Consider the following 22,334-nt stretch of genomic DNA (forward strand, 5'->3'; position numbering starts at 1 on the left):
TTTTTGAAGGGATTCAGAACCACAGCCGCACGCCAAGGACGAGTCGCGCTTCGCTGCGATCTTCGCCTTCTTCCCGTGCGTAATCGGCGGTGTGGCCGTAGGTGCGGTTCCAGGTCACGCCGATGTACGGCGCGAATTCGCGGCGGATTTCATAGCGCAGGCGCAAGCCGGCTTCGGTATTCGACAGGCCGGAGCCGACGCCTCGCTGCGGATCGTTTTTGCCGTAGACGTTGAGTTCGGCGGTGGGCTGCAGGATCAGCCGGTTGGTCAGCAGGATGTCGTAGTCGCCCTCCAGCCGCACCGCGCTCTGGCCGTTTTCGCCGAGGAACGCCGTGGCTTCGGCTTCGAAGTTGTACAACGCCATGCCTTGCAGACCGAACGCGGCCCAGGTTTGCGGGGCGCCGGGTTTGAAATCCTGGCGCACGCCGCTGACCACGTCCCACCACGGCGAGATCGCGTGGCCCCAGAGCGCCTGGATTTCCGCATCTTCAGTCTTGCCGTTGCTGCGCTCGCCTTCGGAGCGCAGCCACAGGCGATCGATATCGCCGCCGATCCAGCCGGACACATCCCAGGCCAGGGTGCTGGCGTCGTCGCCGTTCTGCCATTCGAGTTTGTCGGCGAGGAAGTAAGTGTTGATGACGCTGTCGTGCACCTGGTGCCCGCCGTGACTGGTGAACACGGCGGCGCGGTCGGCGTCGGTCAGCGCCGGGATTGGCGTGCGGCTTTCGGTCGGCGCGGCGGGCTGCATCATGCCGTCGTCCATGCTTTGCAGATCGCCCATCTGGCTGTGGTCCATGCCCTGCATGTCGCTGGCGGCAAACGCCGAGGCCATCGACAGGAGTGACAACGAAAACACGGCAAATCGAGTCATGGTCGGCGTCCTCATCCTTCCACCCGCACTTCACGGAACATGCCCATTTCCATGTGATAAAGCAGATGACAGTGAAAGGCCCAACGGCCCAGCGCATCGGCAGTCACGCGATAGGTGCGGCGGGTGCCTGGGGGCATGTCGATGGTGTGTTTGCGCACCTGGAAGTCGCCGTTTTCGTCTTCCAGATCGCTCCACATCCCGTGCAGGTGGATGGGGTGAGTCATCATCGTGTCGTTGACCAACACCAGGCGGATGCGCTCGCCGTACTTCAAACGCAGGGGCTCGGTGTCGGAGAACTTGATGCCGTTGAACGACCAGGCGAATTTCTCCATGTGGCCGGTCAGGTGTAGTTCGATCGTGCGGCCCGGGTCGCGGCCGTCGGGGTCTTCGAAGGTGCTGCGCAGGTCGGCGTAGGTCAGCACGCGGCGCCCGTTGTTGCGCAGGCCGAGGCCGGGGTCGTCGAGTTTCGCGGCGGTGGTCATGGCTTGCATGTCCACCAATGGATTGTCCTTTTCGCTGTCGGGGTGCGACTGCATCGGGCCCATGTTCATGCTGGCGTGGTCCATGCCGCTCATGTCCATCGAACCATGATCCATGCCGCCCATGCCCATGTCGTCCATGGTCACCAGCGGTCGCGGGTCCAGCGCCGGCACCGGGGCCGACAAACCGGCGCGGGCAGCGAGGGTGCCACGGGCGTAACCGCTGCGATCCATGGCCTGGGCGAACAGGGTGTAGGCGTCGGCGGCGGGCTCGACGATCACGTCATAGGTTTCGGCCACGGCGATGCGCAGTTCATCGACGGTCACCGGTTTGACGTGCAGGCCATCGGCGGCGACCACGGTCATTTTCAATCCGGGAATGCGCACGTCGAAGTAAGTCATGGCCGAGCCGTTGATCAGCCGCAGGCGCAGTTTTTCACCGGGCCGGAACAGCCCCGTCCAGTTGGAATCGGGGGCGTGGCCATTCATCAGGAAGGTGTACGTGGCGCCGCTGAGATCGGCGATGTCGGTGGGATTCATCTTCATCTGCGCCCACATCGTGCGGTCGGCGACGGTGGCGCCCCAGCCTTTTTCGCCGATGTCCTGGATGAAATCGCCGACGGTGCGCTTGTGGTAGTTGTAGTAGTCGGACTGCTTTTTCAGGGTCTTCATCAGGCTGGCCGGGTCTTCTTCGGTCCAGTCGCTGAGCATCACCACGTGCTCGCGGTCGTACTGGAACGGCTCCGGCTCCCGGGCGTCGATCACCAGCGGCCCGTAGACGCCGGCCTGTTCCTGCAACCCGGAATGGCTGTGATACCAGTAGGTGCCGTGCTGGCGAACCTTGAATTGATAGACGTACACGCCACCGGGCTCGATGCCCTTGAAGCTCAGGCCCGGCACGCCGTCCATGTTGGCCGGCAGCAGAATGCCGTGCCAGTGGATCGAGGTGTCGGCCTTGAGCCGGTTGCGCACCCGCAGCGTCACAGTGTCGCCTTCGCGCCAGCGCAGAAGGGGACCGGGCACGCCGCCGTTGATGGTTATCGCGGTACGCGACTGGCCGGTGAAGTTGACCGGGGTTTCGTCGATGAACAGCTCGAAATCGGTGCCGGTCAGTTCGTTGAGTTCACCGGGGCTGTTGAGTGCCCACACCGGCGTGCGCCACAGGCCGAGGCCGCCGAGCAGACCGCCGGCGGCCAGGCCTTTGACGAAGGTGCGTCTTGAGGTGTTGGAAAGCATGCGCTGGAAGTCCCCGTTTGACCAATGACGGGGAGGCTAACCAGCGGCAGCTTTCAGTTGGCTGAGGCGCGGATTACAGTTGCGTCAGGTTCGACTTAGAGGCCGAGTCCCTCCTGGACTACCAGCAGCAGGTTGTTTTCCGTCAACGCAATCGCATCCAGTTGTTGACCGGTCTCGATGGTCTGCAACCACCAGTGACTCTCGCCGTGTTCATCGACGGTGCGCAGCAGTGATGTTTCCTTTCCCGGCAGCACAATCTGCACGCGCCCGGCGCCATCTTCGGTGAATCGCGCAATGGGATCGAACGTCAGGCTGTGATGGTTGGCTTCGATGATCAACTGGTCGATGGCGTAGTCGTGGGTCTCGCCATCCGGTGAACTTTCGCAAACATGGGTAGGATTTCGCCGAATCTTCAGTCCCACCTCGGTGACCGGTTGCAACCAGCCCTCGATGCGGTGATACAGGTCGTAGACCACCGCCGGCCAGCAATCGATTTCCAGTTCGGCGCAGGTGATGTCGTCCGCGTGGGTGTGCCGGGTTTGCTTGAGCTTCGCGGCGAGTTCGTCTGCTTTACTCATTTCGGGATCCCTGTTTTTGGTGTCTGCTTATTAATCGTAGACCTTTCAACGTAGTACAGCTTTGCCTTGCGTCATGCGCTTGCAACACTGGCATGACTCAATCAGCCCCTGACCATTTGACGGTCAGACCACAAAAACCACGGACGCACGCGTCCCAAGGAACGGGAACATGAAAAAGCTTTTTACAATTATGGCGCTGATTGCGCTGACGGTCGGTGGCATCGGCCTGAGCTCGGCGCGCCAGTCACACGCCAACAAGGCACCGACGGAGTCGGTGGCGGGTGTGTTCGATTACTACCTGCTGACGCTGTCCTGGTCGCCGACGTTCTGCCTCACCCACAAGGGCGACCCGCAATGCACCGGCAAGGGCTACGGTTTTGTCCTGCACGGCCTGTGGCCGCAATACGCCAAGGGTGGCTGGCCGGAATCCTGCCCGCCACTGACCACGCTCTCGGCTGCTGAAACAGCCAAGGGCATGACATTGTTCCCGACGAAAAAACTCCTCGATCACGAATGGAGCAAGCACGGCACCTGCAGCGGTCTCGGTGCAATGGGTTACTTCGACGAAGCGGACAAAGCCGTGGCGGCGGTGACAATCCCGCAAGAGCTGCAACCGTTCAGTAACTCTTATTACTTCGAAGCACAGGAAATCGCCGACCTGTTCCGCAAGAGCAATCCGGGCATCCCGGCCGACGGCATCGCCGTCATCTGCAGCGGCCCGGAACTCTCGGAAGTACGGGTGTGCATGGGCAAGGACCTGCAGTTCGGCGCGTGCGGCAAGGGCGTGAAAACCCAATGCCGGGCGGGGGATATTCGGGTGCCGCCGTCGCGTTGACCTGAGCGGTAACCGACCTCAAAAACAGGCGCCTTTTCAGGCGCCTGTTTTTTTATGTTTACACCACAGGGCTTATGTCGTCCGAGGATACGCCGATACCGTACAGCGGCACGGAAGCACCACTGATTCTATAGAAGGCAAGAAGCTGAATAATGTTTGAATATATCTGGCGCAGCATCAATTCCCCTGACTACTTCCCCAACGTACTGGATTGGATGATCCATATTCTTTTCAACCCGTTCATAGTGGTGATGTGCCTGATGGCCGGAGCGCTGACCGGTAAATGGTGGAGAGCCATCCCCTACGGCAGTCTCACTTGTTATGTGGTGTTCCTGAGCCGGTCGTCATTTTATCGGTGGGGAAGCATTTTCCCCTCAGCCGGCCTTCCTGCGCTGTTCATTGATGGCGCACTGCTGGCCCTTCTTGGCTTTTATTTGAATGGCGTACTCAGAACTCGCTCGGAAGCTAAACCTGAAGGCCATTGGTTGCGCTGGCTTTATAAAAGCCTGAAGGTCGTCATGCAGATACTTGTGGTGATGTTCTGGGCACTCGTAGTGCTGTTTGTCGTCTCGGTCGCTACCCAACCGTCGTTGGTGGACTAAGAGCATGGCGAGTTCTGAAAAATAAATCGCATCGCAGGTCATCCATTTCCACTGCGCGCCGATATCAACGGGGTCGGGATTGTCTCGGTGGCACTTGGTTGCCCCGCACTATCCGGTGGGCTACGCTCACAAAAAACAAGGGTTTCGGGCCTTTGCCCCTGTCGTACCTGCCCAGGACACGCTTTTGCCTATCCCCATTCACGATCCGCATCAGGCCCCCGGCGGCACTCTCAAGCGTTTGCCCCTGCGCAAGGCGGCGGTGCTGTTCATCGTTGCCGTGTGTCTGTGCCTGTCCGGTCTGTTGTATCTGCAGATCGAACAGTCGCGGCGGCAGGATCTGGCGAATGCGCAGATGGCCTCGGCCAACCTGACCCGGGCGATGGCGCAGCAGGCCGAAGACACTTTTCTGGCTGCCGATCTGGTGATGACCAGCCTGGTCGACTGGATTCAGGAAGACGGTTATGGCGCGGCGCAAAGACCGCGTTTGCAGAGAACCTTCGCACGCCGGGTGCAGCAGCTGGAGCAGTTGCACGGCATGTTCCTGTTCGATCGCGAAGGGCAGTGGGTGATCACCTCATTCCCTGATCTGCCCCGCGGCAACGGCGTGGCGGATCGCGAGTATTTCAAATATCACCAGCAGAACGTGTCGTCCGTGGCGCACATCGGCCCGGCGATCCGCAGTCGCGAAAACGGCGAGTGGATCATCCCGATTTCCAAGCGGGTCAATGACCACGCCGGCAATTTTCAGGGCGTGCTGATGGCCGGCATCAAGATGTCGTACTTCGACAAGTTCTTCAAAAGCTTCAGCCTGGACGACAACGGCACCATGTTCCTCGGCCTGACCGACGGCACGCTGCTCGCCCGTCGGCCGTTCGACGAGTCCTTGATCGGCACCTCGCTGGCAAAGGGCGAGATCTATCAGACGTTGCTCCCCAACGCTTCTGCCGGCACGGCAATGATCGATTCGGTGGTCGACGGGGTCACGCGTCTTTACGGCTATCGGCAACTCGACAGTTATCCGCTGGTGGTGTCTGCCTCTTCATCCCGGGACACGATTCTCAAGGGCTGGCATGACCGTGCCTTTCAGTCCAGCGTGATCGTGGCGCTGGTGATGCTCGGCGTGGGGCTGTTTGGCTGGGTGTTCATCCATCAGGTGCGCGACGGTGAACGGATCGAGAAAAACCTGATCAAGGCCCAGCGGGCGCTGGAGCTGATTGCCACGCACGACAGCCTGACCGGGCTGGCCAACCGGCGCCTGTTCGAGCAGTCGCTGGAAATTGAGTTCGCCCGGGGCGCCCGGCAGTCGAGCCCGGTCAGCCTGATCATGCTCGATATCGATTTCTTCAAGCGCTACAACGATGCCTACGGCCATGTGGCCGGCGACCATTGCCTGACCCAGGTTGCCCAAGTGGTGAAGAACTGCTGCCAGCGCAAGTCCGATCTGGCGGTGCGCTACGGTGGCGAGGAGTTCGCAGTGCTGTTGCCGGACACCGACATCAACGGTGCGCTGGCGATTGCCGGGCAGATCCGCCGCAGCGTCATGGACAAACACATCACCCACAGCGGCTCGCCCACCGGTTACCTGACCGTGAGCCTGGGTTGTTATTCGTTCATTCCGCTGGGCAACGACAGCCCGGAGCTGTTCATCCAGCGTGCCGATGCGGCGCTGTATCAGGCCAAGAACGCGGGCCGCAATCGCGCGGCGGTGTTGTCCATGGACGGTGGCGTTGGTGAGTTGATGCGTTCGGATCGCTGATCGCAAACATAAAAAGAGCAGGCCATGGCCTGCTCTTTTTCGTTGGGGCGGCGGGTGAAGCGAGGCGCCTCAGAAATCCACGGTCGCCGAAACCTTCAACGTGCGCGGCGCGCCCTGGGTCAGGTAGCCGCCATTGGCCGAGGCCCAATAAGCTTCGTTGGCGACGTTTTCCAGGTTGGCGCGCAGGGTGATCTGTTTTTCATCGAGCTTGAAGGCATAGCGCGAGCCTACGTCGAAGCGGTTCCACGACGGGATGCTCTGGGTGTTGGCCGCGTTCAGGTACTGGCCGCCGGTGCGCAACATGCGGGCGCTGAGGGCTGCGCCTTCGAGTCCCGGAACATCCCAGTCGGCGCCGATGTTGAACTGGAAGCGCGGCACGCCGATGGCGCGGTTGCCGTCGTTGACGCCGTTGCTGCTGCCGTCGAGTTCGGTCTTCATCACGGTCGCGCCGCTGAGCAGGCGCAGGCCGTCGACAGGTTCGCCGTAGACATTGAGTTCGACGCCCTTGTTGGTCTGCTGGCCGTCGACCCGGAAGATTCCGTCCTGGGTGTAGCTCGACGGTTGCTCGATGCGGTAGACGCCGAGGCTGGCGCCATAGCTGCCCATGTCCAGCCGCACACCGGCCTCGACCTGTTTGCTGCGCACCGGGGCGAAGGTTTCGTCGCGGTTGATCGCGCTGGTCGGCGGCGTCGGGCCCTTGGCCAGGCCTTCGATGCGGTTGGCGTAGAACGACACGTGTTCCCAGGGCTTGATCACCAGACCGTAGACCGGGGTGGTGATCGATTCGTCGTAACTCGAAGTGCGGGCCCCGGTGGCCGTGGCCCAGCCATCGACCTTCATTTGCTGGCGGCGCAGACCGAGGGTCAGCAGCACGCGGTCGTCGAGGAAACCGAGGGTGTCGGAAATCGCTTCGCTGCGCAGGGTGTTCTTGCCGACGACGCGCGGGTCGTTGATGTCACCGGCGAACGAGGTGGCCGGCGGGCGCGGCTTGTCGGTGACGTTGTACAGATTGGTGAAGTAGCGCGAGGCGTTGCCGATGGTTTCGAACGCCGAGCGTTGCTCGCCCCAGATGCCCGCCCAGCCGAGGTTCAACTGATGGCTGACGGGGCCGGTGTCGAAGTGACCGTTGAGGCCGGCCATTGCACTTTGGTTGTCCTCGTCGTGAGGCGGATAGAGCATGCCGCCACGGGCGTTGCCGTTGAGGTCGGTGACGGTCAGCGACGAGTACACGCCGTTTTCCCGGGTGTGCTTGGCGCCACCGGACACGTAGGCGGTCCAGTTGTCGTTGAGGTCGTATTCGGCGCGGGCCATGCCGAAGGTGTCTTCGAGCTGCGAGTAGCTCCAGCTCTGGGCGTAGCTGGCGTTGGCGTGCGGCACCTTGGGGGCTTTGCTCAGGCTTGAGTCGACGTAGATCACCGAGCGGCCCTGATTGATCACCTGCTTCTGATAGCCGAAATCGGTCGAGACTCGCAGGCGCTCGCCGCGATAGTCCAGACCAACACTGAACAGCGACGAACGCTGGTCTTCTTGATCGACCGCGGTGTCGCCTTCGCGCTGCATCAGGTTGACCCGGGCGCCGAAGCGGTTGTCCTCGCCAAAACGCTGGCCGAGGTCCAGATGCGTGCCGACCCGGCCGTCGGCGCTGTAGTCGAGGGTGATGCTGCGGGTCGGGGTGTCCATGGCGCGTTTGGGTTGCAGGTTGATCCCGCCGCCGATGCCGCTGCCGCTCGGGGTGACACCGTTGACGAATGCGTTCGGGCCCTTGAACAGTTCCACCCGATCCAGCGCTTCGGTGGCGATGATCTGCCGGGGCAGCACGCCGTACAGGCCGTTATAGGAAATGTCATCGGAGGCCAGCGGCAGACCCCGGATCATGAACATCTGCGAGAAGTTGCCGAAGCCGTTGGACTGGCGCACCGAGGCATCGTTGAGCAACACATCGCCGATGGTTTGCGCCTGTTGGTCGGCCATGGTCTTGGCGGTGTAACTGGTGACGCTGAAGGGCAGGTCGTTGACCGCCTGATTACCGAGCATGCCGACCTGCGCGCGGCGGGCGATCTGTTCGCCGCCGTAGGTGTCATCGCTGCTGTCGTGGAGGGCGCTGACGGTGGTGGCGCCCAGTTCCAGCGCGCCGTCCGCCGCGACTTTCGGCGCCACGGTGTAACCATTGTTGCCGGTGCTGATCAGTTCGAAACCGCTGCCTTCCAGCAACCGGGCAAAACCGCTTTGCGCGGTGTAATTGCCTTGCAGGCCAGGGCTCTGACGATTACCGAGTTGCGCCGGGTCGAACGACAGCGGCACGCCGACGCTGACCGCAAACTGCGCCAGCACATGGCTGAGCATGCCCGGGCCGATGTTGACGCTTTGGCTGGTGCTTTCGCTGACGCTGTTGGCGGCGTGGCCGACAGTCGGCAACAGTGCGCTGAAAGCCAGGGCCAGGCTCAGGGCCTTGAACGGAAAAGTGGCGGGGCGGGGAGTGGGCAATGCGGTCATTCGGCGATCCTGTCGGGCGCGTGGAATTGAAAGGTTTATCCACTCACCGGACGAGGCGCGAAAAGGTATCAGTGAACATTGAAATTATTTTCCGAAGTCTCAGACGCGAGGCTCCACCGACAGCCAATAGCGGGTCAGGCTGTTGATGTTCAGCGGCAGGGTGTCGCTGAGCAGACGCAGGCTGGCGTCGGTGTCGCGCAGGGAAAACGCGCCGGACACACGCATCGCCGCGACGTCCGGATGACAGCGCAAGACGCCGCGACGGTAACGGCTCAGTTCGCCAAGCAATTCGTCCAGGCGCATGTTGCTGGCCAGCAGCATGCCTTTGTCCCAGGCCAGGCTGGCGGTATCGAAGGTTTCGGCGCTGTCGAAGCTGTTGAGCTTGAAGCGCTGGCGTTCGCCGGCCTTGATGATCGCGTTTTGCTTGAGCAATTCAGGGGTGATTTGCACCTGGCCCTCCAGCACCGACACCAGGCTGCGCGAACCCTCGGTGCGCACGCAGAACCGCGTGCCGAGCGCGCGGGCGAGGCCTTGCGGGGTTTCGACAATGAACGGGCGGGCGGCAGCATCGCTGGCGGTGTTGATCAGCACTTCGCCGTTGAGCAGCAGCACCCGGCGCTCGACCGGGCTATAAGCGATGTTTACGGCACTGTCGGTGTTGAGCAGCAATTGGGTGCCGTCCGGCAATTGCAGGTTCTTCTGCTCGCCGACGGCGGTGCGCTGGTCGGCGGTCCATTGCTGCCACGGCACATGTTGCGAGGCAATGCCCAACGGTCCGGCCATCAGCAGCAGGCCGAGGCGGGTGAGGGTCTGGCGACGACTGAGGCCTTCCTTGCGCGAAGCCCGTTGCAGGGTCTGGATCGCGACGTTGGCCGGCACGCTGCGCAAATCACCGAGCAGGGCTTCGGCCCGTTGCCAGGCAATGGCGTGTTCGGCGCTGCGGCTGCGCCATTGAGCGATGGCCTGATGATCTGATGGCGAGGCCGTGCCCGAATGCAGCTGCACCAGCCAGTCGGCGGCTTCACCGAGAATCTGCGGATTGATCATCGACGAACTCATCAGGCGACACTCAGGCAGGCAATGAACGCGGCGCGCATATGGCGTTTGACGGTGATCAGCGAAACATTCAGGTGTGTGGCGATCTGCGCGTAGGTCAGGCCTTCGATCTGCGACAGCAGGAAGGTGTCGCGGGTCTGCGCCGGCAGCTCGCGCAGCAAGGCTTCGATGCGCCACAGGGTTTCGAGAATCAGGTAGCGGGTTTCCGGCGACGGCACCTCGGCGGCGGGCAGGCTGGCGATGGTTTCCAGGTAGGCGCGCTCGATGTCCTGACGCCGCCAGCGGTCGATCACCAGACCTTTGGCGATGTGCGTCAGCAGTGCCCGGGGTTCGCTGCCCAGCGGTTTGACCACCTGACGGCTGAGCAGGCGCAGAAACGTATCGTGCGCAAGGTCAGCCGCATCGCAGCGATTGCCCAGCTTGCGCTGCAGCCAGCCCTGCAGCCACCCGTGGTGTTCGCTGTAGAGCGTCTGGACTTGCTGATTCAAAGGCTGATCGAAAGACGACATAGGCGGCAGATACTCGTTGCGGGCATCCGATGCCTGGCTGCAATTAGAGTGCAATTAAGAATTGATCGCATTCTAGTGGCGCGGAACGAGCGCTGGCAATTGCCCTGTTGCACTTTCTTTTCTGACGTCAGAAAGGAGTGGCCTACCCGTCTTCCGGGAGATTGGCTATTTGTTTGGCCCGGCCCCGGGACTAACGTAGCCACACATTCACTCGCCCCGGAGAACCACCATGAAACCTCGTGCCGATTTCTACACCGCTTCCCCAGATGCCCTGAAAGCGATGATCGCCCTGGAAACCGCCGTTTCGAAACTGCCGCTGGAAAAGACCCTGATCGAACTGGTGAAACTGCGCGCTTCGCAAATCAACGGCTGTGCGTTCTGCATCGACATGCACACCGCTGACGCTATCAAGGGCGGCGAAACCCCACGCCGGTTGTTCGCCGTGACGGCCTGGCGTGAAGCGCCGTTCTTCACCGACCGCGAACGCGCCGCGCTGCTGTGGACCGAGTCCCTGACCCAACTGAGCCTGACCCACGCCCCGGACGAAGATTACGAAGCCGTCGCTGCCCAGTTCTCGCCAAAAGAAATGGTCGACCTGACCGTGGCGATCAGCACCATCAACAGCTGGAACCGTCTGGCCGTGGGCTTTCGCAAAACCCCACAAGCCTGATCGGTCAATGTGCATCGGCACTCGGCGCGGCTGGTGGTTGCACCTTGCGCATCAAGGGCACCATCGCCGTGGCGATCACGAAGCACACCATGATCATCAGGAACGTATCGCCGTAGGTCTGGGTCTGCGCCTCGCGGTAGGTCAGCAGCCATAGCTGATGCAGGCCGGCGGTGATGCCGACGTCACCGCTCTGACCCAGTGCGGCGAAGTTGCCGCCGACCTGGGCCAGCCACTGGTTCAAGGCTTCGTTGCTGCTGTTCAGATGCTCGGCCAACCGGGTGAAGTGCAGATTGGTGCGGTCGTTGAGAATGGTCGCGCACGCGGCGATCCCGATTGCACCACCCAGGTTGCGCATCAGGTTGAACAGGCCCGAGGCGTGTTTCAACCGCGCCGGGGCCAAACCGCCAAGGGTCAACGTCACCGCCGGCGGCACCGCCAGTTGCTGAGCAATCCCGCGCAGGGCTTGCGGCAACATCAATTGCCCGGCACCCCAATCGTGGGTGATCGGACTGAACTCCCACATCGACAAGGCGAACAACGCCAGGCCCGCCATCATGATCCAGCGCAGGTCGATGCGATTGGCCAGAAAGGCGTACAGCGGAATCGCCATGATCTGGAACACCCCGGTGGAAAAAACCGCCAGGCCAATGTCCAGCGCCCCGTAACCGCGCACCCGGCCGAGAAACAGCGGCGTCAGGTAAATCGTCGCGAACAGACCGATCCCGGTGACAAAGGAAAAGAAGCAGCCGAGGGCGAAATTTCGATCCTTGAGGGCGCGCAGGTCGACGATCGGATTGGCCACGTGCAGCGTGCGGCCGACGAACGCCACGCCGGCCAGGGCGCTGATCCACGCGGTGGTGAGGATCGTCTGGTCGCTGAACCAGTTCCAGCGCGGGCCTTCTTCGAGGGTGTATTCCAGGCAACCAAGAAACAGCGCCAGAAACACCATGCTCAGATAATCCGCGCCCTTGAGCAGCGCCAATTCCGGCTGGTCGATCTTGACCAGCATCGGTACCGCCACGGCGACGAAAATTCCCGGTACCAGATTGATGTAGAACAGCCAGTGCCAGGACGAAACATCGGTGATCCAGCCACCGATCACCGGGCCCAGTGTCGGCGCCAGCGAAGCCACGGCGCCGATGGTCGCGGCAGCAATCACCCGCTGCTCACCGGTGAAGAAAAAGAACGCGGTGGTGAACACCAGCGGAATCATCGAGCCGCCGAGAAACCCTTGCAGCGCCCGAAAGGCAATCATGCTTTGGATGTTCCAGGCCGCGCCGCACAACAGGCTGGCGAGGGTAAAGCCGACTGCCGAAGCGCAAAACAACCAACGCGTGGAGAACACCCGCGACAGCCAGCCCGACAGCGGGATCACGATGATCTCGGCGATCAGGTAACTGGTCTGCACCCACGCCGTTTCATCGGTGCCGGCGGACAACCCGCCGCCGATATCCCGTAGCGAAGCCGAAACGATCTGGATGTCCAGCAGCGCGATGAACATGCCGATGCACATCGTGGCGAAGGCGAACACTTTGGTCGCCGTCGCCATCTCGGCGGCATTGAACGGCTGCGCGGGAACGGCGAGGGCGCGGCTCATGGCGCGCTGGCCACGGCGTTGGTTTCAGGTTGGGCGCGAGTGTCGACTTCCGCAGTCACCGACAGGCCCGGACGCAGATGACCGAGCACGCTGTCAGCCGGGTCGAGCAGAATCCGCACCGGCACCCGCTGGACGATTTTGGTGAAGTTGCCCGTGGCGTTTTCCGGCGGCAGCACGCTGAACTGCGAACCGGTGGCCGGGGCGAGGCTGTCGAGGCGGCCATGGAATTCCTGGCCGGACAACACGTCGGCGCGGATGCTCACGCGCTGGCCCGGCCTCATCCGCGCCAGTTGGTCCTCCTTGAAATTGGCATCGACCCACAGACCGCTGGCCGGCACCACCGACAATTGTTGCGAACCGGCCTGAGCGTAGGCGCCGACCCGTGCGCGGCGGTTGCCGATCACGCCATCGACCGGGGCGCGCAGTTCGGTGTAGCCGAGGTTGAGTTGCGCCAGATCACGCTCGGCCCGGGCTTGCTGAAGGGCGGCGCGGGCCTGTTGTTTCTGGGTTTCGATCACCGAGAGCTGGCGTTGCGCAGCGAGCAATTCGGCTTGGGCCTTGGCGCTCAAGGCCTGGGCAGTCTTGAAGGTGGCGTCGGCCCGTTGCGCACTTTCCACCGAGACTGCATTGGTGGTCACCAGACGTTTGTAGCGCGCGTTGTCGTCCCGGGAACGGGCGGTTTCGGCGCCGGCGGCATCGATGCCGGCGCGGGCCTGGCCGATCACAGCCTGTTGCAGTTGTTCAGTGGCGTCGAGGTTGGCCAGCAGCGCTTCTTCAGCGGCAACGGCACCTTCGGCCTTGGCCAGATTGGCGCGATAGTCCCGGGCGTCGAGACGGATCAGCACGTCGCCAGCCTTCACGGACTGGTTGTCACTGACCAGCACCTCTTCGATGTAACCGGCGACTTTCGGCCCGATCACCGTGACGTCACCGCCGATGTAGGCATCGTCGGTTTCTTCGAGAAAGCGTCCGGCGCTCCACCAATGCGCGGCGTACAACCCGGCGAGCACCAGCGCGGCCAGACCCGCAGTGGGCAACAGCAGGCGTTTGAGCAGGGGAGGTTTCGGGGCGCTGACCGGAACGGCGAGGTCGGGTTCAACGGTGGGCATGCTGGTCATGGCGTAATACCTGCGAAACGAGGGTGTTATTACGGCTGTAATATGACGTGAGTAATATTTTGTGGCAATTGATTTTTATCGCCGGTCGTCAGTTGCTTACCTGAGCCAGGCGCCGGGTGTGCTGCCGGTCATGGATTTGAAGAACGCAATGAATGCGCTGTCGCTGGCGAAGCCCAGTTCAAACGCGCAATAGCCGAGGTTGCGCCCGGTGGCGAGCAATTCCATGGCGCGCATCAGTCGCCACTGCTGGCGCCATTGTTGATAGCTCATGCCGGTTTCTTTCTGGAAGATCCGGCCGATGGTGCGGCTGCTGGCGCCGATCTGTTGCTCCAGCACGTGCAGTTCCGGGGGGAGCTTTTCGGGTGTGACAAGAAGCGGCGCCAGACGTTTGTCCCGGGGCAGAGGCAGGAGCATCGGTTGCTGCGCCGCGTCACGGATTTCGCTCAGGCACAGCCCCAGCAGATGGACGAATTTGCCCTGCTGCCAATCGGTATCGAAATCAGCAGTCGCCATCGGTTCCAGCACCGCTCGCAGCAGCGGGCTGACCTCGATCACGCAGATCTGTCGCGGCAGCTCGCGGCATAACTCGGGTGTCAGGTAGATGGAGCGATAGTCGACGCTTTGCTGCATCACCGCCCGATGCGTGACGCCACCGGGAATCCACGCCGCCCGCGATGGCGGCAGCAGACACAACTGCTGCGCCAGGGTGATGCGCGTGCAACCCTTTCGGGTGTAGAGCAGTTGCCCGCGCTGATGCCGATGCAGGCCGGAGTCGTGATCGCCGAGAGTAGAGGCGATGCCGATTACCGGCGCCGGGAAGCGATCCGGGTCAAAACGGTCGTGGGCTTCGAGCCAGGCCATGGGTTGTCCGATTTCAACGATAAATTGTCAGGGTTCGGATAATACGCCAGTCACGGCTTTTTAAACTCCTCGGCGTTTTTGTGAGGAGTCATGGTGATGAACATAGAAAGTTTTTGGTGTTGGCGATTGCGCTGCTGATGTTTCCGCAGATCGCCCAGACGTTGTTCAGCCCGGCGCTGGGGGATATCGGCCGTGCGTTCGATGTTGGTCCGCAAGTGGCGGCGCAGACATTGTCGGTGTACTTCCTGGCGTTTGCCTTTGGCGTGGTGACGTGGGGCCGGGTATGTGACCGGATTGGCCGGCGGCCTTCGATGCTCGCCGGTCTTGCGATTTATGCGCTTGCCTGCGCATTGGGCTTGAGCGTTCGCAGTTTCAACGGCTTGTTGATGGCCCAGGCGCTGGCGGCTTTCGGCGCTGCGGTTGGCTCGGTGGTGACCCAGACTTTATTGCGCGATCGTTTTCGCGGGACCGAACTGGCCCAGGTGTTTTCTCTGGTGGGCATGGCGCTGGCGGCCAGCCCGGCCATCGGTCTGTTCAGCGGGGCGAGTCTGGTTCAAGGCTTCGGCTATCGCGGCGTGCTCGCTGCGTTGTTGCTGCTGGCGTCGATCTTGTGGATCTGGAGTTGGTGCAACCTGCCGGAAACCCGTCCGCCACAACTCACCTCCGTCGGCCTGTTCGCAACCATGGACGACATGTTGCGCGATCCCGGCATCTGGCGATCAGCACTGTGGATCGCATCGTTCAACGTCGCGTTGTTCAGCTATTACAGCCTCGGGCCTTTCCAGTTCGAACGTCTCGGCCTGAGCGGCGAGTGGTTCGGCTACAGCGGCGTGATGCTCGCGTTGGCCTCAGGGTTTGGAGCATGGCTTAACAAAAAATTGCTGCAAACCGGTTGCCGCCCGCTGCAGTTGATTCGCCTGGCAGCGCTGACCGGTTTGCTCGGTGGCATCGGCGTGTGGCTGTCAGAAGCGCACGTCTGGTTCGTGCTGCCGATGCTCCTTGTGGTACTGGCGTTCGGCATGGCAATCCCGAATATCCTCGGCGCAGCCTTGCGCAATTACACGGATCGTTTGGGCACCGCCGGTGCATTGCTGGGGCTGTTTTATTACCTGCTGATCGGGGCGGGATTGATGTTGGCCGCATGGTCTCAGGCCCTCGGGGAAACCCTGATGGTCTGCAACTTGCTGGCGTTATCGCTGGCGATCCGCGCTAAAAACGCATTTGTTTAAGAAATGTAAGCGATGTAGGAAGCGTCTTGCATTTGTGTAGGAAGGCTCTGACTATCACTGCAATTGATGGGATGGCATTAAGCCATTTGATTGCAAGGATGTTGAGTGCCGTATTCGATTCGCGCTGTTTCTCGTCGTAGTTATCTGCCTCGTCCGCTGTTGTCGGCCTTGTTGTTGAGTGTGTGTGCGCCCAGCGTTTTCGCCGCCGAACTATCGAATCCAGGCCAGGAAGTGCTGCGCCAGCAGCAACAGCAACAGCGCGATCTGCAACAACTGCAACTTGAACAGCGCAAGCGGCAACTGGAGCGCGGCGCGTTCGGCCCGACGCCTGCCACCCCGGCCATTCCCGATTCGATCAAACCCGACGAACGCTGCTGGCCCCTGAGCGGCACGCGCATCGGCGGGGTCACGCTGATCGATAAGGACAAGCTCAACGCCCGGATGAAACCGCTGCTGGCGCCGTGCATGGGTGTCGGCCAGATCAACCATCTGCTGGCGACCATCACCGCGCTCTACGTGGAGAAGGGCTACATCGCCAGTCGGCCGTACCTGAGCAGCGCGCCGGCGGCGGGGCAGTCGCTGGATATCCTGATCAACGAAGGCTACGTCGAGTCCATCGAACTGGCCGACCAGAGCCTGCCGGTGTCTCTCGGTGGTGCGTTCCCGGGCATGCTCGGCAAGCCGCTGAATCTGCGGGATCTGGAGCAGGGCCTGGATCAGTTGAACCGTCTGCGCTCCCTCGATCTGACCGCTGACATCGCCCCCGGCAGCCAGCCCGGCGCGTCAAAAATCATCCTGCGTTCACGGACCTCCGGGCAGTCACGCTGGGCACTTGGTGCCGGTTTCGACAACCTCGGCAGCGCCAGCACCGGGCGCGATCGCAACACGCTGACCCTGAGCCTCGATAGCCCGCTCGAACTCAACGACCTGTTGAGCGTGAGTGCCAGCGACACCCTCAACCAGGGCGACCGCTACAACCGTAACGCCAGCCTCTACTACGCAATTCCTTATGGTTACTGGACGTTCAGCACGTTCGCCAGCCACGCCGAATACCGTGCGCCGTTCAAACTGCCAGGCACGACCCTGTACAGCACCGGCATCACCGATCAACTCAGCCTGCGCGCCGACCGCGTGTTGTGGCGCGACCAGAGCCATCAGCTCAGCGCCAACCTGCAACTGGCGCACAAGGATGTCGACAGCTATCTGGAAAACGTTCGCCTGGGCATCCAGAGCCCGACCCTGACCGTGGCCGAGGCCGGGCTCAATCTGTTCTGGCTCGACCGTGCGGTGTGGAACCTCGACTTCAACTACGCCCAGGGCCTGCGCTGGCTGGGTGCCGACGACGATGCCGATCACCAGGTCAAGAACCTGCCCAAGGCGCAGTTTCGCAAGTACCGCGCCGGCCTCAGCCAGTGGCGCAACGGCCAGCTCGGCGCGCAAGCCTGGCAATGGCAGAGCCAACTGAACGTGCAGTACAGCCCGGATCCGTTGCCGGCCATCGAACAACTGCTCGGCACCGATGATTCCGCCGTGCGCGGTTACCGGGTCAGCAGCGCGTCCGGCGCCAGCGGTGCGATCTGGCGCAACACCTTGCGCCTGCCGCTGCGCAGCGATCTGCCGGTACAACTCACCCCGCGTGTCGGCCTCGACCACGGCTGGATCAAGGCCGATCACGGCGCCCCGGTTCAACGCCTGAGCGGCGCCAGCATCGGTCTCAATCTGGGCTGGAAAAACCTGCAGGTGGATGTCGATTACCAACGCAGCCTGAACACCCCGACCGGCCTGCACCGCGAGCCTGAAACCTGGCTGATGCGGGTCGGATTACAGATATGAACGTCAGTGAACAACAGCCATCGGACCTGAGCGCGACAGCCGTGGCCTTCAACTCAACGCGCAACGTGATGCCGCACTACATGGAGAGTTTTTTATGCCAATGAATACCTTTGCGTTTCATCTTTCCCCACGGGGCAAACTGCGCTGGGCCATCGCCAGCCTGTTCCTGGTCGCTCACCTGCCGGGCGCCATGGCCGGCGGTGTGGTGGTCGCGCCCGGCCCCGGCGGCACCGCGCAACTGCAGACCCAGGGCGGCGTCCCGATCGTCAACATCGTCGCGCCCAACGGCTCGGGCCTGTCGCACAACCAGTTCCTCGACTACAACGTCGACCGCCAGGGCCTGGTGCTGAACAACGCCTTGCAGGCCGGGCAATCGCAGCTCGCCGGGCAACTGGCGGCCAACCCGCAATTGCAGGGGCAGGCCGCGAGCTTGATCCTCAACGAAGTGATCAGCCGTAACCCGTCGGCCATCAACGGCGCCCAGGAAATCTTCGGTCGCGCTGCCGACTATGTACTCGCCAACCCGAACGGCATTTCGGTGAACGGCGGCAGTTTCATCAACACGCCGAACGCCAATCTGGTGGTCGGTCGTCCCGAGCTGAACGACGGCAAACTGCAAGCTTTGAGCACCCGCGACGCCACCGGTCAGTTGCAGATCCAGAGCGGCGGCCTGCGCAACGGCGAAGGCTCGATCAACCTGATAGCGCCGCGCATCGACAGCCAGGGCGCAATCACTGCCCGTGATCAACTGAACCTCACCGTCGGGCGCAATCAGATCGACTATGCCAGCGGCCAGGTGAAAGCCGTGGACCCGGCAGGCAACACCACCGATCAACGGATCGACGCCAGCCTGTTCGGCGCGATGCAGGCCGGGCGCATCAACATCGTCAGCACCGCCGAAGGCGCGGGCGTGAAGGTCGGCGCGGTGCAAGTCGCCGGGCGTGACGGCGTACAGATCCGTTCGGCTGGCGACCTGAGCGTCAGCGGCCAGGCGATCCCGGACAGCCTCGACGTGACCCGCGCCGGCATTCGCAGCAGCCAGGGCGACGTCGGCCTGCACAGCGGCAAGGACCTGACGCTGGCCGCCACCGATGTCAGCGGTCGCGACGTGAAGGTCGATGCCAAGCGCAACCTGACCCTGACCACCGTCGAAAGCCGCAGGCTCCAGGAACAACGCGAGAACTGGAACAACAGCACCATCGGCATCACCTGGGAAACCTACGAGCGGACCAAGACCGACAGCGATTCGCGCCAGCACGGCAGCCAGATCATCGCCAGCCGCGACGCGCAACTGTCGTCCGGCAAAGACACCGAACTGAAAGCCGCCAAGGTCGACGCGAAGAACAACCTCAGCGTGCAAAGCGGCGGCGACCTGCGCCTGACCGCCGCCACTGAACGCCACACCCAGACCGATCAGGGCAAGCACCGCAAACACCTGTGGAAAGCCGACTGGGAAAGCAGCAGCGAAGAGCAGCGCAGCATCACCAGCCAGTTGAAGGGCGGCAATATCGCCCTGCAAACCGCTGCGCTGCTGCGCTCCGAAGGCGCCGAAATCGATAGCGCCGGTGACCTGCAACTGGCCGGCAAACAGGTGGAAATCACCACCGCGACCCGCACCAACCGCAGCAGCGACAACCGTTATTCCGGCGATCTGGTCGGCGGTGGTTTCTTCGGCAAGACCGGCGACGCCGACAAGGGCCAGACCCAGCATCAGGGCAGCAAGATCAACGCCGCCGGCAAGCTGCTGGTCAAGGCCGATGACGTGCGCATCAGCGGCAGTCAGGTGCGTGGCGCCAAGGACGCCAGCGTGATCAGCGACAACGGTTCGCTGACCATCGACGGCGTGCAGGACACTTCGCACAGCAACAATCACGACAAGGACAGCAAGTTCTTCGGTATCACGAAGGACGAGTCGCGCCAGAACAGCAAGGACAGCACCACCGTGCGCAGCGAGCTGGCGTCCGACAGCAACCTCAAGTTGAAAAGCGCCAAGGACATCGAAGTCGCCGGCTCCACGGTCAAGGCCGGTGGTTCGCTGACGGCGGATGCGGCCGGTGATGTGAATGTGCATTCGACGCAGAACACCCACGACAGCAGCAACAGCACGCAGACCCGTGGCTTCGATGCCTACGCCAAGGAGCAGACGGCGGAGCAGTATCGCGCCGGCGTGCATTACGAAGACAAATCCCAGACCGTCACCGCCAACGACGTCACCCAGCAGGGCTCCAGCCTCAGCGGTGGCACCGTGCAGGTGAAGGCGGGCGGCGACGTGACGCTCAAGGGCGCCGAGGTGAAATCCACCGCTGGCGACACCACCCTGAGCGGCAAAAACGTCTCGTTGCTGGCCGAGCAGGACAGCCACAGCACCTCGACCGAAACCCGCAGCACCGGCGGCGGTTTCTACTACACCGGCGGCCTCGACCGCGCGGGCAGCGGCGTGGATTTCTCGCACCGCACCTCGCAAGACACCACCGCTAAAACCACCGCGCAAACCACCGGTGTGCAGAGCAGCGGCAGTCTCAACATCAACGCGGACAAACTCGCCACCGAAGGCGCGCAACTCAAGTCCGGCAACGGTCTGAATGTCGCCGCCAACGAAGTCGACAACCGCGCCGCCAGCAACACCGAAAGCAGCACTCATACCGAGAGCAACTGGTCGGCGGACATCGGCGCCAACGTCGAGTACAAAGACATCGCCCGGCCGATTGCCGGCGCGGTGAAAGACGTGCTCGACGGCAAGGTACCGGACAAGGACGCACTGGCCAATCTCGGTCAGCCGAACGTCGGTATCGACGTGGCGGTCGGTCATGCCAGCGCTGATAAAACCGAGCAGAGCAGCAACGCCGTGGTCAGCCGGTTCGATGGCCAGACCGTGGACGTGAAAGTCGGCGGCACGCTGCACGATCAGGGCACCCAGTACAACGCCAGCGCCGGCAAAGTGAACATCAGTGCCGACAAACTGGTGGCCGAGGCGGCCAGCAACACCCACAGCAGCACTGACAACGCGGTGGATGCCAAGGTCGATGTGCGCGTCTACACCAAGACCGGTGAAGACGTGAACGTGGCTGGCAGCGGCGCGGGTGGCAGCAGCCAGTCGAGCAAGAACAGTTCCACGGCGGTGGTCGGCGGTTACGCCGGCAATCAGGGCGTGAACATCAATGTCGGCGGTGACGCGCAGTTCGAAGGCAGCCGTATCGACGGCGGGCAGGGCGGTGTCAGCGTCAAGACTGGCGGTGACCTGGCCCTGAATCAGGCCAACGACCGTCAGAGCAGCGACAGCTCCAGCCTGCGCGGCAACGGCTCGCTGACCGTCGGCACCTTGCCGGGCACCGACGGCACCAATGTCGATCTCGGCGCCGGGTTCCAGCTCGATCACAAAGGCAACCAGACCACCGACACCCAGGCCCACGTCGCCAGCCTCAGCGGCAACGGCCCGGTGCAACTGAGCAGCGGCGGCAATCAGGTGCAGCAGGGCACGAAGATCGACAGCGCTGGTGCTATCGACCTGAAGGCCGAAGGCAAGCTCGACCTGCAAGCGGCCACCGACACCCACGTCGCCACCGGCAGTAATCTCGGCGGTGGTCTGAAGGCCGGCGGCAGCAAAACCAGCAGCGAGAAGAGCCGCGATCAGGGCGGCAACCTCAGCGGCAACTTCAACATCGGTCGGGTCAACGAGAACACCCAGACCCTCACCGGTGGCCAGCTCAACAGCCAGAACGGCATCGCGTTGAGTGGTGATTCGGTGCGCCTGCAAGGCACTCAGGTCACTGCGCCAAACGTCGGCATCGACGCGCAGAAGGGCGGTTTCGTTCAGGAGTCCGCGCAGTCCACCGACAACCGCAACAACTGGAACGTTGCGCTGAACGCCGGTGGCAATCTGAGCAAAAGCACGCCGACCGCCGCCGATGAAAAAGTCAGCAGCGATCACGGCTTCAATGCCGGGGCCAAGGTGGGCGTGGATTACCTGCAAGGCACCACCCAGCAGAACAGCCAGATCAAGGCGGACACGGTGGTGCTGAACAGCGCAGGTGATGCGAGCCTGAGCGGTGCGCGAATTGATGCGCGCAACGTCAGCGGCAACGTGGCCGGTGATCTGTCGGTCGAAAGCCGTCAGGACTCCAGCACTCACGCCAAGGTCGATGTCGATCTGGGCCTGACCGCCAAGAAAACCCCGGCCGACGACAAAGGCAAACTGGCCGGCACCGACTACAAGCCGACGCTGAAAGCCGAAGGCGAATACGCGCACAAGGACAGCGTCAAACAGGCTTCCGGCATCAGTGGTAGCCAGGGTGTGAATCTCACTGTCGGCGGCGCTACGCAACTGACCGGCGCGCGGATTTCCGCCACTGAAGGCAAGGTCGATCTGGGTGGTTCGAAGGTCAGCAGCAGCGACCTGAGCAACCGCGACTACGGCGTGAAAGCCGGCCTGGACCTGCCGCACAAAACCGAAGAAAACGCACCGAAGGTTTCCCTTGAAAACGGCAACCTGAAAGTCGGCCCGGTGACCCTGAGCGGGCATCTGGACAGTCAGTCCCTGCAAGCGGGGATCGACGAAAAAGGTTGATTCACCGTCAGTGAAACCGGCGGGGGCGAGCCAGCTCGCTCCCGCTT

The 22,334-nt window shown here is 62.5% G+C and carries 16 protein-coding genes; 7 read left to right on the forward strand and 9 right to left on the reverse strand.

Features of this window, described 5'->3' with window-relative positions; genetic code table 11:
* Window positions 1-13: 13 nt before the first annotated feature.
* From ACKLNA_RS00705 to ACKLNA_RS00715, 3 genes are all read right to left on the reverse strand, one after another.
* The gene (locus ACKLNA_RS00705; protein WP_408984538.1) at window positions 14-871 is read right to left on the reverse strand and encodes a copper resistance protein B; all 858 of its coding nucleotides are present in this window, start codon (window positions 869-871) and stop codon (window positions 14-16) included.
* Window positions 872-882: 11 nt separating this feature from the next.
* Window positions 883-2,586 carry a copper resistance system multicopper oxidase gene (locus ACKLNA_RS00710; RefSeq protein WP_408984539.1) on the reverse strand — a complete coding sequence of 568 codons (1,704 nt, stop codon included), beginning with the start codon at window positions 2,584-2,586 and terminating at the stop codon, window positions 883-885.
* 95 nt (window positions 2,587-2,681) lie between these two features.
* Window positions 2,682-3,164, reverse strand: a complete 483-nt coding sequence (locus ACKLNA_RS00715) for a hypothetical protein (protein WP_408984540.1) — start codon at window positions 3,162-3,164, stop codon at window positions 2,682-2,684.
* A gap of 169 nt (window positions 3,165-3,333) precedes the next feature.
* Between ACKLNA_RS00715 and ACKLNA_RS00720 the strand changes: the two genes are divergently transcribed.
* From ACKLNA_RS00720 to ACKLNA_RS00730, 3 genes are all read left to right on the forward strand, one after another.
* Window positions 3,334-3,999, forward strand: a complete 666-nt coding sequence (locus tag ACKLNA_RS00720) for a ribonuclease T2 (protein ID WP_408984541.1) — start codon at window positions 3,334-3,336, stop codon at window positions 3,997-3,999.
* Window positions 4,000-4,151: 152 nt separating this feature from the next.
* On the forward strand, window positions 4,152-4,601 hold the full coding sequence (locus ACKLNA_RS00725) for a hypothetical protein (RefSeq protein ID WP_408984542.1): 450 nt from the start codon (window positions 4,152-4,154) through the stop codon (window positions 4,599-4,601).
* A 184-nt stretch (window positions 4,602-4,785) separates the two neighbouring features.
* Window positions 4,786-6,357, forward strand: a complete 1,572-nt coding sequence (locus tag ACKLNA_RS00730; protein ID WP_408984543.1) for a diguanylate cyclase — start codon at window positions 4,786-4,788, stop codon at window positions 6,355-6,357.
* Window positions 6,358-6,426: 69 nt separating this feature from the next.
* Here the strand turns inward: ACKLNA_RS00730 and ACKLNA_RS00735 are convergent, their stop codons facing one another.
* The 3 genes from ACKLNA_RS00735 to ACKLNA_RS00745 all read right to left on the reverse strand — a co-directional run bounded on the left by ACKLNA_RS00735 (window position 6,427) and on the right by ACKLNA_RS00745 (window position 10,415).
* Window positions 6,427-8,850, reverse strand: a complete 2,424-nt coding sequence (locus ACKLNA_RS00735) for a TonB-dependent siderophore receptor (protein ID WP_408984544.1) — start codon at window positions 8,848-8,850, stop codon at window positions 6,427-6,429.
* Between the two features lie 99 nt (window positions 8,851-8,949).
* Window positions 8,950-9,909 (reverse strand): FecR domain-containing protein, encoded by a 960-nt coding sequence (locus tag ACKLNA_RS00740; RefSeq protein WP_408984545.1) that lies wholly within the window; start codon window positions 9,907-9,909, stop codon window positions 8,950-8,952.
* Window positions 9,909-10,415 (reverse strand): sigma-70 family RNA polymerase sigma factor, encoded by a 507-nt coding sequence (locus ACKLNA_RS00745; protein WP_408984546.1) that lies wholly within the window; start codon window positions 10,413-10,415, stop codon window positions 9,909-9,911. The genes ACKLNA_RS00740 and ACKLNA_RS00745 overlap by 1 nt, the downstream gene beginning before the upstream one ends.
* Window positions 10,416-10,644: 229 nt before the next feature.
* On the opposite strand from ACKLNA_RS00745, the gene ACKLNA_RS00750 reads away from it, so the two are divergent.
* Window positions 10,645-11,085 carry a carboxymuconolactone decarboxylase family protein gene (locus tag ACKLNA_RS00750; protein WP_085712558.1) on the forward strand — a complete coding sequence of 147 codons (441 nt, stop codon included), beginning with the start codon at window positions 10,645-10,647 and terminating at the stop codon, window positions 11,083-11,085.
* Between the two features lie 4 nt (window positions 11,086-11,089).
* On the opposite strand, the gene ACKLNA_RS00755 is transcribed toward ACKLNA_RS00750, so the two are convergent.
* The 3 genes from ACKLNA_RS00755 to ACKLNA_RS00765 all read right to left on the reverse strand — a co-directional run bounded on the left by ACKLNA_RS00755 (window position 11,090) and on the right by ACKLNA_RS00765 (window position 14,661).
* Window positions 11,090-12,682 carry a DHA2 family efflux MFS transporter permease subunit gene (locus ACKLNA_RS00755; protein ID WP_408984547.1) on the reverse strand — a complete coding sequence of 531 codons (1,593 nt, stop codon included), beginning with the start codon at window positions 12,680-12,682 and terminating at the stop codon, window positions 11,090-11,092.
* Entirely contained in the window at window positions 12,679-13,800 is a 1,122-nt protein-coding gene (locus tag ACKLNA_RS00760) for an HlyD family secretion protein (protein ID WP_408984548.1), read from the reverse strand. The genes ACKLNA_RS00755 and ACKLNA_RS00760 overlap by 4 nt, the downstream gene beginning before the upstream one ends.
* 96 nt (window positions 13,801-13,896) lie before the next feature.
* Window positions 13,897-14,661 (reverse strand): AraC family transcriptional regulator, encoded by a 765-nt coding sequence (locus ACKLNA_RS00765; RefSeq protein WP_408984549.1) that lies wholly within the window; start codon window positions 14,659-14,661, stop codon window positions 13,897-13,899.
* 137 nt (window positions 14,662-14,798) lie between these two features.
* Between ACKLNA_RS00765 and ACKLNA_RS00770 the strand changes: the two genes are divergently transcribed.
* The 3 genes from ACKLNA_RS00770 to ACKLNA_RS00780 all read left to right on the forward strand — a co-directional run bounded on the left by ACKLNA_RS00770 (window position 14,799) and on the right by ACKLNA_RS00780 (window position 22,287).
* Window positions 14,799-15,890, forward strand: a complete 1,092-nt coding sequence (locus ACKLNA_RS00770) for an MFS transporter (protein WP_408985538.1) — start codon at window positions 14,799-14,801, stop codon at window positions 15,888-15,890.
* A 105-nt stretch (window positions 15,891-15,995) separates the two neighbouring features.
* Window positions 15,996-17,723: a ShlB/FhaC/HecB family hemolysin secretion/activation protein gene (locus ACKLNA_RS00775; RefSeq protein ID WP_408984550.1), complete on the forward strand. Its 1,728-nt coding sequence runs from the start codon at window positions 15,996-15,998 to the stop codon at window positions 17,721-17,723.
* Window positions 17,724-17,817: 94 nt separating this feature from the next.
* Window positions 17,818-22,287 carry a hemagglutinin repeat-containing protein gene (locus ACKLNA_RS00780; RefSeq protein WP_408984551.1) on the forward strand — a complete coding sequence of 1,490 codons (4,470 nt, stop codon included), beginning with the start codon at window positions 17,818-17,820 and terminating at the stop codon, window positions 22,285-22,287.
* The last annotated feature ends 47 nt before the right edge of the window (window positions 22,288-22,334 follow it).

Origin of the sequence: Pseudomonas sp. UV AK001 (assembly GCF_046097675.1) — a bacterium.
In the GTDB taxonomy this organism is placed as follows: domain Bacteria; phylum Pseudomonadota; class Gammaproteobacteria; order Pseudomonadales; family Pseudomonadaceae; genus Aquipseudomonas; species Aquipseudomonas kribbensis.